At 41.7% G+C, this 16,918-nt stretch carries 9 protein-coding genes, 4 pseudogenes and 1 other annotated feature; of the genes and pseudogenes, 6 read left to right on the top strand and 7 right to left on the bottom strand.

Annotated elements, in window-relative coordinates; all coding sequences use genetic code 11:
- Positions 1-140 (top strand): annotated as a pseudogene (locus RTN07_RS05610) (IS3 family transposase); the annotation flags it as partial.
- Between the two features lie 28 nt (positions 141-168).
- Here RTN07_RS05610 and RTN07_RS05605 read toward each other — a convergent pair.
- On the bottom strand, positions 169-645 hold the full coding sequence (locus tag RTN07_RS05605; RefSeq protein ID WP_076774694.1) for a hypothetical protein: 477 nt from the start codon (positions 643-645) through the stop codon (positions 169-171).
- 68 nt (positions 646-713) lie between these two features.
- Here RTN07_RS05605 and RTN07_RS05600 point away from each other — a divergent pair.
- A pseudogene (locus tag RTN07_RS05600) lies at positions 714-2,019 on the top strand (IS3 family transposase).
- Positions 989-1,105, top strand: a sequence feature (AL1L pseudoknot). (Overlaps the previous pseudogene by 117 nt.)
- A 158-nt stretch (positions 2,020-2,177) precedes the next feature.
- Here the strand turns inward: RTN07_RS05600 and RTN07_RS05595 are convergent.
- Complete coding sequence (locus tag RTN07_RS05595; protein ID WP_409455543.1) at positions 2,178-5,756, bottom strand: DEAD/DEAH box helicase; 3,579 nt, start codon at positions 5,754-5,756, stop codon at positions 2,178-2,180.
- 304 nt (positions 5,757-6,060) lie between these two features.
- Between RTN07_RS05595 and RTN07_RS05590 the strand changes: the two genes are divergently transcribed.
- Positions 6,061-7,362, top strand: coding sequence for an ATP-binding protein (locus tag RTN07_RS05590; RefSeq protein WP_007115007.1), 1,302 nt, complete (start codon positions 6,061-6,063; stop codon positions 7,360-7,362).
- Between the two features lie 185 nt (positions 7,363-7,547).
- Here RTN07_RS05590 and RTN07_RS05585 read toward each other — a convergent pair whose 3' ends face one another.
- Together RTN07_RS05585 and RTN07_RS05580 are read right to left on the bottom strand one after the other, a co-directional pair.
- Positions 7,548-7,817, bottom strand: a complete 270-nt coding sequence (locus tag RTN07_RS05585) for an ATP-binding protein (RefSeq protein WP_260856478.1) — start codon at positions 7,815-7,817, stop codon at positions 7,548-7,550.
- Between the two features lie 148 nt (positions 7,818-7,965).
- Positions 7,966-8,717, bottom strand: a protein-coding gene (locus RTN07_RS05580) for an IS5 family transposase (protein ID WP_099808702.1) whose coding sequence is annotated in 2 segments (ribosomal slippage) — positions 7,966-8,516 and positions 8,516-8,717 — 753 coding nt in all. Because the reading frame shifts where the segments join, the coding sequence is not laid out codon by codon here.
- A 726-nt stretch (positions 8,718-9,443) separates the two neighbouring features.
- On the opposite strand from RTN07_RS05580, the pseudogene RTN07_RS05575 reads away from it, so the two are divergent.
- Positions 9,444-10,967 (top strand): annotated as a pseudogene (locus RTN07_RS05575) (ATP-dependent helicase); the annotation flags it as partial.
- 25 nt (positions 10,968-10,992) lie between these two features.
- Here the strand turns inward: RTN07_RS05575 and RTN07_RS05570 are convergent.
- On the bottom strand, positions 10,993-12,135 hold the full coding sequence (locus RTN07_RS05570; RefSeq protein ID WP_309596683.1) for a glycerate kinase: 1,143 nt from the start codon (positions 12,133-12,135) through the stop codon (positions 10,993-10,995).
- Positions 12,136-12,173: 38 nt separating this feature from the next.
- On the bottom strand, positions 12,174-13,526 hold the full coding sequence (locus tag RTN07_RS05565) for a GntP family permease (protein WP_138018328.1): 1,353 nt from the start codon (positions 13,524-13,526) through the stop codon (positions 12,174-12,176).
- Positions 13,527-13,705: 179 nt separating this feature from the next.
- Between RTN07_RS05565 and RTN07_RS05560 the strand changes: the two genes are divergently transcribed.
- Positions 13,706-15,637 (top strand): acyl-CoA synthetase, encoded by a 1,932-nt coding sequence (locus RTN07_RS05560; protein ID WP_312176434.1) that lies wholly within the window; start codon positions 13,706-13,708, stop codon positions 15,635-15,637.
- Positions 15,638-15,770: 133 nt separating this feature from the next.
- Here the strand turns inward: RTN07_RS05560 and RTN07_RS05555 are convergent.
- Positions 15,771-16,004 (bottom strand): annotated as a pseudogene (locus RTN07_RS05555) (helicase-related protein); the annotation flags it as partial.
- Between the two features lie 245 nt (positions 16,005-16,249).
- Here RTN07_RS05555 and RTN07_RS05550 point away from each other — a divergent pair.
- Positions 16,250-16,897, top strand: a complete 648-nt coding sequence (locus RTN07_RS05550; protein WP_312176455.1) for an MFS transporter — start codon at positions 16,250-16,252, stop codon at positions 16,895-16,897.
- The last annotated feature ends 21 nt before the right edge of the window (positions 16,898-16,918 follow it).

Genomic DNA, 16,918 nt, shown 5'->3' with positions numbered 1-16,918 from the left:
GTTTGAAAGACTATTTTGAGTTTTACAATTATGAGCGGTTGCATCAGTCGCTTGAGTACCATACCCCTGCACAGGTTTATTTAAACAATAGTTCGGATAATCCTGTGCTTTATCAACCCAATTCTATCTTAATTTTATAATAATTTGGTCTAGACATTGGGGAGTACCTTACAATTTTTCAATATTATCAAAGCAAAGGTTTGCTAGGGCAACCTCTTGGTGATAGTGCAATGGCGTTGGCGTAATGATCGGATGGGATGATATTTGCTGACGTTTTTGACTGACAAATTTATAATTTGGTGAGCCATCTTCATTGGTAATCAGTTTTAGGGCATTTTGATAAATTAGCATCGCGTCGTCAAAGTCAATATTAAGTTGACAGGCACTCGATAAATCCATACCCGATTCGATATCACTTAGCATTTTCTCAATGACCAGACGTTTGTATTGACCAAAAATCGAAGATGATGGCGGATCTTGTAATGTTGTTGGAAGAGGCGTATCTACAGCATCCGATTTTATTGCTTGCTTGGCATTAGGCTGTAATTTTTGCGTTGAAAGTGCATTGTTCATAAAGCTTCGAATATGCCAAAGATTAACGACTTCATCATCAAAATCTACCGCGTCCTTGTGATATTGATTCAAGCTGCGCCTTGCTTTACCTGAACCGTCCCGGGATTGTCGGAGACCTAAAACTCTGAGACAATACCCTTATGAAAAGCAAACAATACCCAACAGAAGTTAAGACACGAGCCGTCGAATTACTGATTGAATCACAAAAAGATTATCCCTCATTATGGGCGGCCATCCAAGCCATCGCCCCCAAATTCGGGTGTACCCCTGAAACCCTACGCTCATGGCATCAAAAGCACCTAGCTAAGCAAAATCCTGTGACTATAAGCACTGAGAGCCAAGCGGCTCGTATCGCTGAACTTGAGCGAGAAAACCGAGAACTCAAACAAGCGAACGAAATCATTCGCAAGGCAGCCGGTATTGAAGCCCAGGCGGAGCTCGGCGGCCCACACAAGTGATGGTCAAATTCATCGACGATGAAAAAGAAAAATATGGGGCCCTTTCGATTTGTAGAATACTGCCAATTGCCCCATCTAGCTACTATCGCGTCAAAGATGAACAGGAAAACCCAGAGAAGCAAAGCCGACGCAAACAAAGCGACAAGCACCTCATGGCACAAATCAAACAGATTTGGCAAGCCAGTGGCTGTCGCTATGGCATTCGTAAAGTCTGGCATAAGCTTAAGCAAGATGGCGTGCCAAAGCTTGGTCGCTGTACCGTTGAACGCCTTATGAAACAGCTAGGTATTCAAGGCGTATGGCGGGGTAAAGGCAAAATCAACACCAGACAGCGTGATGACCAAGACAAGCCTGCTGATTTGGTCAAACGCAACTTTACTGCAGATAGACCAAACAAGAAAAGACTCTTGCGGAGCAGTGCTCCTCAGGTCGCTGATTTTACCTACATTAAAACTAAATCAGGTTGGGTCTATACTGCCTTTGTGATTGACGTATTTAAGCGAGTTATTGTGGGTTGGAAAGTATCGAATCATATGGACACTCAGCTGGTCTTAGATGCCCTAAATCAAGCCTTAGACGCTAGAGGTAGACCAAGCGGGGTAATTCATCATTCTGATAAAGGTAGTCAGTATCTATCGATTAAGTACGGTGAACGGCTTAAACAATCGGGGCTTGCTGCATCGGTTGGTACAACTGGTGACTCCACTTCGGGCATAGCCCTACGTCTTGCACTCGGGCAAAGCAGTGCTTTGCTATTCCTCGCTCAGATAATGCTCTAGCTGAAAGCGTGAATGGGCTGTATAAAGCGGAGGTGATTGATTATTTGAAACAGGAATGGGATGGCGTAAATGATGTTGCGCTAGCAACCCTTGATTGGGTACACTGGTATAACCATGAACGATTGCATTCTACCAATGGATATGTATCGCCTGTTGATGCGGAAAATATCTACTATTGTTCATTAATTCCGTCAGGCTATGCTGCCTGACTCAAGCAAACCTATCTCCGATAAAATCAGGACGGTTCATTTGGCATGGTGCTATCTATGAAAGTTTAAGTTGTGTTCATTATAATACAGGATTTAATATATTACTTATTATAAGAATATTCACTCGTTTATGAAAGATATAGGTTACATAATATTTATCATACAAACTTCTCAAACAACCCTAACAATTCTTCTTCGCTCAGTTTGACGTCGCCTTCGTGGTCGGTGCTTAAAATAGACTGAGCTAGTTCGGCTTTATTTTTTTGCATATCTAAGATTTTCTCTTCAATGCTTTGGTTGGTGATGAGTTTATACACAAACACAGGTTTGTCTTGCCCAATCCGCCATGCCCTATCAGAGGCTTGGTCTTCGGCGGCAGGGTTCCACCAAGGGTCATAATGAATCACCGTGTCAGCGGTGGTCAAGTTTAGTCCCACGCCGCCCGCTTTTAGGCTAATCAAAAACACAGGCACTTGCCCCGATTGGAATGCCTCAACCGCCTCACTACGTTTTTTGGTTTTTCCTGTAAGTTTGCTAAAGCCGATGTTTTCACTCTGCAGTCGCTGCTCAATTAGGGCAAGCATACTGGTAAATTGAGAAAATATCAGAACTTTCCGTCCCTCAGCCACCATATCGGTGACGGTTTCTATCAGATAATCGAGTTTGGCAGAGCGCATGGCTTTGGATTTGACCGTATTTTTGCCTTTTGGCAAACTGTCCAAATTCAGTAAACTGGGATGACAACACACTTGACGCAGTTTGAGCAAGGCATCTAGAATCTGAATTTGACTGCGTTTAAAACCTTGCTGGGCGATGATTTGTTTGATACTGTCTTGCATGGTGGCTCGCACTGCTTCATACAGTTTGGACTGCTCGTCATTCATGTCAATATTGACTTCGATGGTTGTTTTGGGCGGTAGTTCTTTGGCAACGTCGGTTTTTAAACGGCGCAGCATAAAAGGTTTGATGCGGTTAACCAGTTTTTGGCGTTTGTGTTGATCAGCTTTTTTCTCAATCGGATGGCGGTAGTGTTTGTTAAACACGTCTTGACTGCCCAAAAACCCTGGCATCAGAAAATAAAACAGTGACCACAGTTCGCCTAGATGATTTTCCATCGGCGTGCCTGTCAAACACAGACGATGTTTGGCGGTGAGCGAGCGTAGCACTTGCGCCGATTTGCTGTGGGGATTCTTGATGTTTTGCGCTTCATCAAGAATGATTTGGTGGAATTGGTGAGTTTTTAACAGCTCTTCATCTCGCACCACGAGCGGATAGGTAGTGAGGACGATGTCATGCTGTTTGATTTTGTCAAAATCATCATGACGATTTGCCCCATGCAGTAGCAAAACCGACAACTCTGGGGTGAATTTTTCGGTTTCTTTTTGCCAGTTGTGCATCAGCGACGTAGGCGCAACGATGAGTACAGGTCGCTCGGTCAACTGCCCTGCTTGTTTTTCCATCAGGATATGAGCCAGCGTTTGGGCGGTTTTGCCCAGCCCCATGTCATCGGCAAGCACGCCGCCATGTTCGGTATCTGCCAAAAACTGCAGCCAAGCCAAACCTTGCTGTTGATAGGGTCTAAGTTCACCGTGAAAGCCTTGAGGCGTAGGTAAATTTGACTGATAGCCTGCTTTAAGTTTTTCGCTAAAAGTTTTAAGTTTTTCTGGCATTTGCCATGCCATGCCCAGGGTATGTTCAAGGTCAACTAACTGCTGAGCGTCATACCTATCAATTTTTCGCTCATTTTGTGATAACAGATGGGTTAAATTTTGCAAAATTGGCAAAATGTCTTTAAAAGCCACTGCCAATGCAGGACGAGCTTGTCCGACATTGATGGCAAATAGATGGTCTTTGTCAAACAGTTGCTCGATATCTGGGTGCATCAGATAAGGATATTGCTCAAGCAAATACGCCACGATATTCAGTAAATCATATCGATGCCCTTCGCTATCGCTCACGGTCGCTCCGACTTCAAACCAATGATTGCCATCATCGCCGTTTTCGCCTGTCAAAGGCTCAACAAGCAATTCTAGGTTTTGGGAAAGGTCAGCGTTAATTGGGCTATCGGCTAAATGCTCGACCTGCCAGCCGATTTCATGGAATTTATCGATGGGTAATAAGGTACTTAAGGCTTGATTGTGCTCAATGGTGGCTTGATGTCGGCTGACACTTGAGCCGATTTTGAGCCATTCAAAGGTGTTACATTGTTTTTTTAACCCCCGTATGGCTTTGTTTTCCGCTTTAATATCTCGGTATTGCTGATAACGTTTACCATTTTTTTGGGTAGTAAAAAATGGGATTTCAGCGTCCATTCGGGCAGGGATTTCACCGGTTTCATAGGCAAAGCTAAGCTCGGCTTTGACATATTGTTTGTCTATCCATTGCTGTTGCCAGTAGTCTCGTCGCATATTGTAGGGCAATTGGTGCGTATCAATATGACCAAAGCGAATGATTGGCTGTGGCGTCCCATAGATTTTTTCAATCGGTTGCAGGTTTTTAGGTTTGGGCAGTTTTTGCGTCATTTGATGACTGGATAAAACCTCTGCTACGTCATTTGCCATGGCTTTGGGAATCACAGGCATGGTCAGCAATCGGTACAAGACGTCATTGGGCATATCGCCAATGGTATCGCTATTGACCAAGCCGATTTGGCTTTTTACTCGGTTTATAAAGGTCAAAGGTTGGGTAAATAGCACATCAAAATTTTCGGTTTGCCCAAAACCATAACGATGTTGTTCGCTGTCCAATAAGCCAAACTCAAGTTTTTCACCCTGTTGTTGTCTATTTTGTTGCCACTGGATTTCTAGGGTTAAAACATCATCCGTCCAAGTGATAGGGTGAAATTGCGCTTCTCGCCAATCCTTATCCCAGTGGGCTTTATCATACAAAATTTTATCGTTGATAAGCTGCTGTAATAAGTTTAGCGGGAGGTCGTTCGCTATCATATTATGCTGGGCAAAAGCCGCTCGGTCTTGGTCTTTGACATGGTTATAAATTTGAGTAAATAAGGCTTTTGTCGTAATAGGAATTGAGTAGCTGTAATAAAGATTACTGTACTGTGTATAGGTTTTAGCCTCACGGATTTCGCCTGATTTGATACGGCGAACTTTGATAAGCTCAAGCTGTAATTGACCAAATTTATGTTCGATTAGATAGACAAAGGGTGAGGGCTCGCTAGTGGCGCTGGGGTTTTTTTGGGTTTTAGCCAATTCTTTTAAATTTTGGTTTAAATTTTTAAGCCAAAGTTTGGCTTCGTCATGTTGTTTGCTATTATGAACATTTAGGATGTTAAAATTAGTAATAGGCGATGCATTTAAACGTTTGGCTAATGTATCGGTGATATCTTGATACTCTATTGGATTATCAAACTGAGCAATCTTCTGCATTAACTCTTGCATAAATTCTTGATTCTGAACCAAAAACTTCTTCATTGGGTCGTTTTTTTCGTCTTCTTGGTCTCGAAAAAGCCGTGCCAAAGCTGCCCCATGCTTACAAAAACTGCCGACAGGGCAGGTACAATCACTTTGGGTGATACGCTGACTGGCTTTGTGATAGGCAATTTGGGTGTGGTATTTTTTGGTGCCTTTAATGTCCGCTTGCAGTTGCGTGGTTTGGGCGGTTTCGCTGCGCTGAAGGCTTTCAAGGTCGATTCTGCTGACATATTCAAGGCTACGACTGATAGTCTGGCTATTAAATTTATGCAGTAAATTGGCGAGGGTGGTGATAGATTTTGACATAAGACTGAATATTTTTAGATGTAAATAAATAGGCAAGCATTTTTAATTAAAGTAATGGTAGAAAGGATTCGACATTTAACCTTTATTAGCTATCATGCCACTAAGAATACTTGCCACCGGTTAAATTAACTTCAAAGAAACACTTTCAAGCTTAACAAAGCTTTCATGTTGATAATACACTCAATGGCTATATGTACGTCGAATTTCTTTAGATTATATTAAAAATAACATTTTTCATTTGTAAAATGTGAGAATAAACATATAATACATTTGTAAAAAGTAAATTTAAGAATTAGAGTTCCTTATGCAGCGTCATATTTTAGCAAAATTAAAAACTTGGTATGAAAAATCCACTCGCAAACCTCTGGTGATTCAAGGTGCTAGACAAGTCGGAAAAACTTGGCTAATGAAGCATTTTGGCGAGCAACATTTTGCTAAAGTTGCTTATATCAATTTTGATAATAACGAACGTATGAAAGTCCTTTTTGAAGGTGACTTTGATGTCCATCGTTTGTTGCTAGGCTTACAGATTGAGTCAGGTGTTGACATTGAGCCAGAAAATACGTTACTCATTTTTGATGAAATTCAAGAAGTACCGAAAGCCTTATCATCGCTCAAATATTTTTATGAGAATATGCCTCAGCTGTCAATTCTGTCGGCAGGGTCATTGCTGGGGATCGCAATTCATCAAGGTTTGTCCTTTCCTGTGGGAAAAGTGGAGTTCTTAGCCCTTTATCCGATGGATTTCATTGAGTTTTTATGGGCGATGGGTGATGATAAATTGGTAAAACTGCTACAAAGCCAAGATTGGGGATTAATCACCGCTGTGAAGAGCAAATATATTGAGCGTTTACGACAGTATTATTTTGTTGGTGGTATGCCTGAAGCGGTAAAAACCTTTGTTGACGACCAAAATTTTGAGGCAGTAAGATATGTGCAAAATAATTTACTACTCGCTTATGAGTATGATTTTTCCAAGCATATTCAGGATAATAGCATCATCTCTAAAGTGCGAGCCGTATGGCAAAGCTTACCTGAACAGCTTGCTAAGGAAAACAAAAAGTTTGTCGCCACTCAAGCACAGTCTGGGGCAAGATTAAAGGACTTCGAATCCGCTATTCAATGGTTAGTAGCGAGTGGATTGGTCCATCAAATCTTTAGAATTACCAAACCGAATCTGCCATTAGGTGGCTATCAAGATAATGTGTTTAAACTATATTTTGTGGATGTGGGATTATTGACTGCTAAAACAGGGCTGGATGTCAGTGTTTTATTAGCGGGTAATCGGCTATTTACTGAATTTAAAGGGGCATTGACGGAACAGTATGTATTGCAGCAGTTATTAGTGAGCGGTTTAGAGCCTATCTTTTATTGGGGCCTTGAACGTGCGGTAGCAGAAGTAGATTTTGTAGTACAACATAGTAGTCAAATCATACCAATAGAGGTGAAAGCAGAAGAAAACCTTAAGGCTAAAAGTTTGCGGTCGTATTATGATAAGTTTAAACCCGATAAAGTCTTCAGAACCTCAATGTCAGATTATCGTAAACAAGATTGGCTAGTTAATCTGCCATTATACGCTTTGGCAAATTTTAGGTCGCTAGAATAAGACATATAGACGATGTGTTAGAAAGCTTTACTAGTGATTCTGCTTTTATCCATAAATCAGGTTCGAAATCAAGCCGGTGCTTAAAACAGCTTTTTTTTTCAACTTCTACACATGAGGTTAAAATACAACCTAAAACAAATACTTTAGCATTATTTTAGAACTAAAAAGAAACTATGTTAGAACTACTATGAAACTTGAATTATTTTTCTTTTAATTATCGCTTTAAATAAATTATTTTGCCTATCATTGATAAGCTCAATATCTGGATAAGCCTTATAAGCTCGCAAAATGCCACTACCTAATCCTCGATAAGGCAATAACTTACTGGCAAAAGATGCCAAAATTGGGTTTCTAATATTTGAATTCCCCATCTTAATATTTTCAATGGTCAAATTATTTGGCAGGTGGCCAGGGCTAATAATTTCCACCCTATCGCTAAAGATAAGTAACCGTATTGGGGCAGAGACAAAGTAATCACGGTGAATTAGGGAATTAACTATTGATAAAATAAATTAAACTAATTTTTCAAATTATTTAAAATATTGATGAAGCCAAAATAAAATAGCTAGCTAGAAATTATTTAACAATGATTAGGGTGTGTCCTCAATTCACTTTAGCATGAATTATGGTACAAGCAAGGTAAATCATCGACTCGAAATTACGAGCTAACTTCTCGTATCTTGTGGCAATACTGCGAAACTGCTTTAACCTTGCGAACATATTTTCAACTAAATGCCTAAGTTTATATAAATAGCTGTCAAAGTCAGGATTTGGCTGTTTAGCATTCTTACGCTTTGGTATAACAGGCTTCATTTTGTGCTGACGAGCTTTATCTCGTATCGTATCTGAATCATAGCCTTTGTCAGCAATTAAATATTCAGCACTACCAACGAGTTCAATCAACTCTGGTGCAACTTGACTGTCGTGGACTTCACCCCCAGTGACTTTAAAATCGAGCGGATATCCATTGGCATCACAACATAAATGGATTTTTGTAGTTCGTCCACCGTGGCTTTGTCCAATTGCTCTATCGAAACCAAGCCTAGCTCCACTTGCATGTTGATGACACCGTATGTAGCTTCCGTCGATGAATAACCATTCTGTATCAATTTCTTTTCGTAAGCTAAAAAAAAATTCTGCCATAATCCGTTTTCTGACCATCGGTTAAAACGATTGTAAGCGGTTTTCCATGAGATTAATTCTTCGGGAATGTCTCGCCACGGTGCCCCTGTTCTTAACTTCCATAATATGGCTTCCATCACTGTTCGAGTGTTCTTCGTGATGTAACATCCATGCTGTTTCATGGTATGCTGTAGCTGTTCCCATAATTCATCAGTTAATGCGATTCTTGCCATTCCTACCTATGCTAAGTCCTGAACTTTAGCTATATTTTGACACTTTTTATTGGCTTTTTGAATTAGGGACACAACCTAATGATGACCAAAAAATGGTAAGATAGTCATGACAAAAAATGGCTCATTTTGCGTGACAATTATCAGAGTTTATCCAATGAAATTAACGTTAAATGACTTTAATTAAGATTATAGAAAAATCCCTATAAGCATTGTAGATACAGGGATTGTAGGTTAATATTATTTAAGGTAATTAAATGGATTTTTCGTGCCGCAACTTTGCCAAGGTCGGGGTCGCGAGTTCGAATCTCGTTTCCCGCTCCAAATTCAAGAAAGCCTAACTTAATAGTTAGGCTTTTTTATTGTTTATAAATCCGCCTGTATCAAGGCTTTCAAGCTTTGTGCTCCCTTTTTTACTAAAAATGCTTTGTTAATTTAACTAATCAATTTTTTGCAAATTTTTAGACCGTGACCAAAACGTGACCATTTTGTGACCACGCATTTTTTACAAGTTTTTAAACTGACCCCGACCGTGAATTTGAATGTTTAATGAAATTCAATATTTTTTTAAGTAAATCTAAGTCGCACATATTTATCGAATAGAAAAAAATCCAATACGAATACGCCTATAAAAGTGATTTATCAATCTAACACCTCAAGAATATAATTAGACAACCTCTATATAGTTTGCTAGCCTAAACCAATGCTTATTAGCCAAATTCCTTTACTATGACCATCAATAACTTGCTTGACGAACTTAATCCTGCCCAGCGCAAAGCTGCCACCACCAACGCTCAAAATACTTTGGTGTTGGCAGGGGCAGGCAGTGGTAAAACTAAGACCATTGTGGCTCGCGCTGCCTATCTAATTGATAAAGGTGTGCCTGCCAATGAAATCCAAATCGTCACCTTTACCCGTCGTGCTGCCAGTGAGATTGTCACCCGTGTCGAAAGTCATTTAGGATTGCAAGCAGAAGGACTGCGCGCGTCCACCTTCCATACCTTTTGTTTAACTATTCTACGTCGCTATTCAAAAGTGTTTGGCTTACAAGGCTTTAACGTCATCGACCGTGATGACCAAGTTATGATGTTCAAGCTACTTCGTGGTAAACTCGAAGACAAACGTAATAGCCAAATCACGTCAACGGGTAAAACCATTACCTTTCAAAACAATCGTCAGCAACCCGTCGGTGAGAAGCTACCAAAGGCTAAAGAACTGGCTGACTTATACTCCTATGCCCGCAATACCCAAACCAAATTTGAAGATGCACTGTATAAGCAGCTACCTGACTATCAGCCAGTGATGGATGAGATAAAACTTATCATGGCAGGCTATCAAAAACAAAAGCAAGAACGTCACTATCTTGATTATGACGATATCCTAGAATATGTCGCTAAATACTTAAATGCTGATGAATGGTTATTAGAAAAAGTAACCCAAACGACCAAATATCTACTGGTTGATGAAATGCAAGATACCAACCCGTTGCAGTGGTTACTATTGCAACCTTTTATCGGACGCAGTCAATTATTTTGTGTCGGTGATGACGCCCAATCCATTTATGGTTTTCGCGGTGCTGACTTTCAAAATATCCATAGCTTTAAACAACGCGTACCGGATGCTGAAGTGTTAACCCTAGATTTAAATTATCGATCAACTCAAGAGATTCTGGATCTGTCCAATTGGTTAATGGATAGAAGTGAATTAGATTATAAAAAACGTTTAACCGCTCACCGTGGACAAGGGATTAAGCCTGTACTCCATAGCTTTGGCAATGAGTTTGATGAAGCGCGATTTATCGTCAGTGACTTAAAAAAACGTTATGATAAAGGGGCTCCGTGGCACCACCATATGATTTTGCTGCGCTCAGCGTTTTCAGGTCGACAAGTGGAAAGCGCACTCATTGCTGCAAATATTCCCTATGTGTTTATTGGCGGTACCAAATTGCTTGAAGCGGCGCATGTTAAAGACTTAATCAGTATGCTACGAGTGACGGTTAATTATCTAGATGAACTCGCTTGGATTCGTTTTTTAACGCTATGGGATGGCATTGGCGATGCTGGGGCAGGGAAGCTAGTAAATGAGTTTTTAGCCTTACCAGACTTGAATGCTTGCATTGAGGTGCTTGATAAGAAAAGCAAAGTACCAAAACCTGCGCTTGACGCGCTTAGAGAACTGTCAGACCTGCAAGAACTACCTGAAAAAAGCATTGATATCGCCTTTGATGCGTTAAGTGACCAATTGCAAAAGTCGGGGTTTATCACTATGTGGCTAAATACTAACGGTTTAATTGTTGACCCAATTGCATCGCCATCGCGATATTATAGGCAGTTTTTTCAACATTCTGTTTTGCTAAAGCAAGTGCCTCATCAAGCGAGCTTAAAGTTTGAATACTGGGAATCGCTATTGTAAAACCATCGTCTTTCCAATGGCTGTGGGGGTCATCGACTACGCCACAAATGGCGATAACGGGCACATTAACTGCTTTGGCAATTGATAGCACGCCTGATGCCACTTTGCCCATGGATGTTTGAAAATCCATCTTCCCTTCACCGGTGATGACCAAATCTGCTTGCTGAATCATTTGCTCAAGATTACTAAATTCACTTACCAACTGAAACCCGCCTGTCAGTGTTGCCGATAAAAACGTCATTAACGCAAAACCTAAACCGCCTGCGGCACCTGCGCCTGCTTCATTACGATTATCGGAGAAATTTTGACGGCTGGCAATATTGGCAAAATGGCTAAGGGCATTATCTAAAATAACGATATCGTCTAGCGTCGCCCCTTTTTGCGGGGCATACACATGGCTAGCACCGAGTTTGCCACATAATGGATTGGTCACATCACAGGCGACGGTAATACTAATATCGGCGATTTTATCGCTAACCCCACTGCTATCAATAAACGCCAATGCCGCTAAAGCTTTACCACCTTGCACAAGCTCATGATGCTGTGAATCCAAGAAACGATAGCCCAAGGCCTTTAGCATACCTGTACCTGCATCATTGGTGGCACTGCCACCGATACCTAGGATAATATGTTTTGCGCCTTTATCAATCGCATCAAGTAGCATTTCACCCACGCCATAAGTGGTAGCGATACTTGGGTCTCGCTCTGACTGTGTCAGTAGGTGCAAGCCAGCACAGCTTGCCATCTCAATAATGGCGGTTTGATTGGGCAGTAGCACATAGCTTGCCTCAATCGGGCGCATCAAAGGGTCATGTGCAATGATACTTTGCCATTCGCCAGACAGCGTTTCTTTAAGCGCAGCAGCCGTGCCTTCACCACCATCTGCCATCGGTATTTTAATGATGTCAGCTTCTTTAAAAACAGTGGCAAATCCTGTTTCAATGGCACCACATACTTCACTGGCAGTGAGACTTTCTTTAAATGAATCTGGGGCAATAACAATTTTCACGGTGCTTTTCCTAAAGTTATTTTATGATAGGGTATGACTTAAAGCAGAATAATCGATAATAACCAGATAAACACCATACTGACGACACCTTGGATACCTGTAGCGACAGTATGTGCTTTATAGGCTTGTGGTACACTCATACGACTAAATTGACTGACAACCCAAAAATAGCTATCGTTGGCATGTGATACGGTCATCGCGCCTGCCCCAATTGCCATGACACAAAGCACTCGGCCCATATCACTGTCCATCCCAATTTGCCCTAACATCGGTGCGACTAAAGCGGATGTGGTTACCAATGCCACCGTGGTTGACCCTTGAGCGGTTTTGAGTGCCGCTGAAACGATAAAAGGCATCAAAATCCCTAGACCTAAACTACTTAGCGTTTCACCCAAATAAGTGCCTACCGATGTGGCTTTTAACATGGCACCAAAGGCGCCCCCAGCCCCGGTAATCAGCAGAATTGGCGCCGCTACCGTTAAGCCCTCAGCGATGCTATCGCTAATTAATTGACTTTTATTATTGCCTTTAATGAGTAAAAACGATAAAAACAGACCGATAAGTAAAGCGGAAAGTGGATGACCAACAAAGCCTAATAGTTGAGCCAATAATCCACTGCCCAATGGTTTAGAAGGAAATGCTACGATAGACGCCAGACATATCAATATAATGGGTACAATAATCGGTAAAAATGCCATCGTGGCTGATGGCAGCTGACCATATTGCTGACGCGCTTGCATCACTGCGGCTTTGTCAGTTGACATGAATGGATTGTCTGCTTCAGGAATGGCCGTTAAAAAACGCTGGGACCATAACCAACCTGCGGTTACCGCCACTACCGACACCAATAGACCCATACCGATGACTAAGCCAAGATTGGTTTCCAGACCAAGATTACCTGCGGCAGCAATAGGGCCGGGGGTTGGAGGTACAAAAGTATGCGTGGAATAAAGACCCGTTGCCAACGCAACACTCATAGCGACGTTAGAAACTTTTAAACGGTTCGCCAATGATTCTTTTAGTGAATTTAAAATCACAAATCCCGAGTCGCAAAATACAGGAATCGACACCACAGCGCCGACAATTGACATGGTTAATGTCGGGAACCGTTCGCCAAGTAGCTTAATTACGGTTTCTGCCATCACGATTGCAGCACCCGTCTTTTCTAAAATAAGTCCAATAATTGTGCCAAATACGATGACCAAGCCAATATAACCTAAAATATTCCCAAAGCCCTCGGCAATGGTCTTAGGCACAGTGGCAATAGGAACTTGATAAAACAGTGCGACTAAAAATGCTGAAAGAATCAACACCAAAAACGGGTGCCATTTTAATTTTGCGGTGGCAACAATGATAAAGATAATAACAATAGCAAGCCAAAGTACAATCATCGGAACATCCTTTTTCCCGTAGTTTCATGAGTTAACTGAGTTTGTCCATCACATCAGCTAACTGTAGCAAATATGTACGAAACAATACCAGAACTTTTGACTGACATACCGTATTATTTCTAGAGGCAATGTTGGCGTATTGCGATAATTAATTTAATAGTAAAAAGGACTTTGACACGATGAACCAGCAAATAAAAAATCAGGATGACCTAGAGCAATATGAGCAAAATTTTCCTTTAAACCTGCCTAGCAGCACCTATCAGATGCTATGTGAGAGCGAAGCTCAGTTTGGCGATAAAAAAGCCCTTACCTTTGTGTTAAATGCTACGCAGTATCAACACAGCACAAGCTATAGCTATCGGGAGCTATTGGCATATATACGTCAAACCGCCAATATGCTTTATTCGTTGGGCGCGGATAAAGATACGGTCATTGCGATATTGTTGCCAAATTTACCCGAAACCCATTTTTGTATCTGGGGCGGTGAGGCAACGAGTATTATTTTTCCGATTAACCCATTGCTTGAACCTTCTGTGATTGCCGGCTTATTAAATGAAGTCAAAGCCACGCTACTCATCACGCTTGCGCCATTACCCAATCAAGATAATAAGCCGCAGCTTTGGGACAAGGCGGTAGCGGTTGCAAAGCTTACCCCAAGTTTGCAGCATATGATTGGGGTGACGATGGCTCATCATTTCGCCCATCAACTTAATATAACCCTGCCAGATGCAAGTAAAGAATTTGTACAGCAATTACCAGAGAGGGTAACCTATCATGACTTTTACACGGGGATTGCAAACCAGCCCAAAGATAGATTAATTAACCCCCGTACCATTGTGCCTGAGGATCTATCTTCATTCTTTGGAACCGGTGGTACAACTGGCATGCCCAAAATCGCTATGCGTAATCATAAAAATGAAGTCGCCAATGTCTTACAGGCACGGGCATTGTTTGGTGATGACATGCTAAATCAGGGCAATGTCGTGCTGTGCGGACTACCCCTATTTCACGTCAATGCCGTCATGGTTACAGGATTATTACCGTTATCGATGGGTGGTGAAATTCTGCTGATTTCGCCAGAGGGGTATCGCGGCGATGGGGTTATGGCAAATTTTTGGGCGATTATTGCGCATTATCGCGTGAACTTTTTTAGTGGTGTGCCCACGCTTTTTGCTGGATTATTAAATCTATCAGTTGGCGACCATGATATTGCGAGTCTAAAGCACTGTTTGTGTGGCGCAGCCCCGATGCCGATAGAAGTATTTAAACAATTTGAAAAGCAAACAGGGGTACAAATCATTGAAGCGTACGGTATGACGGAAGGCAATTGTGGTAGTTCAGCCAACCCAAGATTTGGGGAGAAGAAAATTGGTTCAATAGGGCTACGCTTCCCGTATCAGCCTATGCAAGTGATGATGCTTGATGATAATGGCAAGTTTGTGCGAGTTGCCAACACAGGTGAGGTGGGTAATATTTGTATTCGCGGCGATAATGTGTTTGTCGGCTATTATTTGGCGCAGCAAAATCAAGGGATTTGGGTCACTGACACGGACAATCAAACTTGGTTTAATTCCGGCGATTTGGGCTATCAAGATGCAGACGGCTACTTTTTCTTGACGGGCAGAAAAAAGGAATTAATCATTCGAGGTGGACATAACATTGACCCAAAAATGATAGAAGAAGTCGTTTATCAATACGAAGGCGTAGCCGGCTGTGCTGCCATTGGTAAGCCTGATAGCTATACAGGCGAGTTACCTGTTTTATTCGTTGCCCCTAAGCCGGGTGTTAGCTTAGATACTGATAAACTCATGCAATTTTGCCAACAAAACATTGGCGAAAAAGCGGCGATTCCTAAAGCCATCTACGTAATTGATGCATTACCTTTAACCGCCGTGGGTAAAGTATTTAAACCTGCACTAAAACGTCAAGCGACCGTGATGGCTGTCAGTGAATTACTACTACAACATCATATCAAGGCTACTGTCAGCAGCAAAGACGACCCTACTTATGGGTTTATTGTGCTAGTCAACCTAGAGGGCGATGCATTACATCAACCAAAAGCCAAAACAGTGTTAGACCAGTTAGCTATTCATTGGCAGTGGGATGAATAGGTTTTTAAATAATAAAAGCAACCACCTGATATGGTACAAGATGAGCGGTAATATGTATGATTCATAGAAAATGTTAAGAAAACGTTAAATTGAAACGATTTCTATGAATCATACCCATCAACACATATCCTAAAAACTTGTCAAACAACCCTAGCCACTCATCTTCACTCAGCTTGATATTGCCTTCATGGTCGGTGCTTACAATAGATTGAGCAAGTTTGGCGGCAGGGTTCCACCAAGGGTTATAATGAATCACCGTGTCGGCGGCGGTCAGGTTTAGTCTCACGCCGCCTGCTTTTAGGCTAATCAAAAATACAGGCACTTGCCCCGATTGGAATGTCTCAATCGCCTCGCTACGTTTTTGGCTGACATATTATACCAAACCCAATAATTACAGTATTGCTCACGACGAGCAGTGAGGAGTATGGCAGGGGCAGGCGGTTATCGTGAACATGATATTTTGGTTTTAACTGAAACAGGCGCTGACAATATCACAGGCTTCGCCTATGGTTCCGCGCATAACATTATCAGTTAGCTTACTTTAGCATGACTTACTACCAACCAAGGGGAAACTAAATGACAACTTTTGCACTTTCACCCACTGCCGTAGCAATGCAACAACCAGCTACCGAGCCATATGTTAAAGATCCTGTGTTACTAAAAAAAGCCGCCAAAGCCAGTTTTATTGGTAACTTTGTCGAGTGGTTTGATTACGCATCGTATGGCTATTTTGCCACGGTCATCGCTAGCGTATTTTTTGCTAAAACCGATGCAACCGTCGCATTGATGTCAACTTATGCAATTTTTGCGCTATCCTTTATTGTCCGTCCGTTTGGGGATATTTTTTGGGGACATATTGGCGATAAATACGGTCGCAAAACCATGCTGATCATCGCATCTGTGTTGTTTATCGCGTTGACAGTGCCGTTGTTTCATATGCTAAGCCTGGGTGGGTTTTTAACCATTGTGTTGATTCAACTGGTGTTCTCGCTGTTATTATCCGTCAATGACGGTACACTACCGGCATTTTTAAGTGAGATTTTCCCAGTCGAGGTGCGTTATTCAGGTTTTGCTTTCACCTTTAACTCAGCCAATGCCCTACTTGGTGGCACAACCCCCTTGATGGCAACTTGGTTAATGAGTAAAACAGGCAGTCAAATCGCGCCAGCTTGGTTATTGGTGATAGCAAGCGTAATTGCGCTGGCAGCAACGGTGATGTATAAAAAATCCGATAGTGTGTCTATTTTAGAAAAACGTTAGAAAAATAATCGATTAACCACG

Source organism: Moraxella sp. CTOTU46934 (genome assembly GCF_031979465.1).
GTDB classification, from domain to species: Bacteria; Pseudomonadota; Gammaproteobacteria; order Pseudomonadales; family Moraxellaceae; genus Faucicola; species Faucicola tetraodonis.
Note: the sequence above shows the minus strand (reverse complement) of the source record. Positions and strands in the feature narration are given on the sequence as shown.

Coding starts and splice junctions, on each gene's coding strand:
- RTN07_RS05595 (WP_409455543.1), bottom strand. CDS start 5,756: ATGTCAAAATCTATCACCACCCTCGCCAATTTACTGCATAAATTTAAT.
- RTN07_RS05590 (WP_007115007.1), top strand. CDS start 6,061: ATGCAGCGTCATATTTTAGCAAAATTAAAAACTTGGTATGAAAAATCC.
- RTN07_RS05565 (WP_138018328.1), bottom strand. CDS start 13,526: ATGATTGTACTTTGGCTTGCTATTGTTATTATCTTTATCATTGTTGCC.
- RTN07_RS05560 (WP_312176434.1), top strand. CDS start 13,706: ATGAACCAGCAAATAAAAAATCAGGATGACCTAGAGCAATATGAGCAA.
- RTN07_RS05550 (WP_312176455.1), top strand. CDS start 16,250: ATGCAACAACCAGCTACCGAGCCATATGTTAAAGATCCTGTGTTACTA.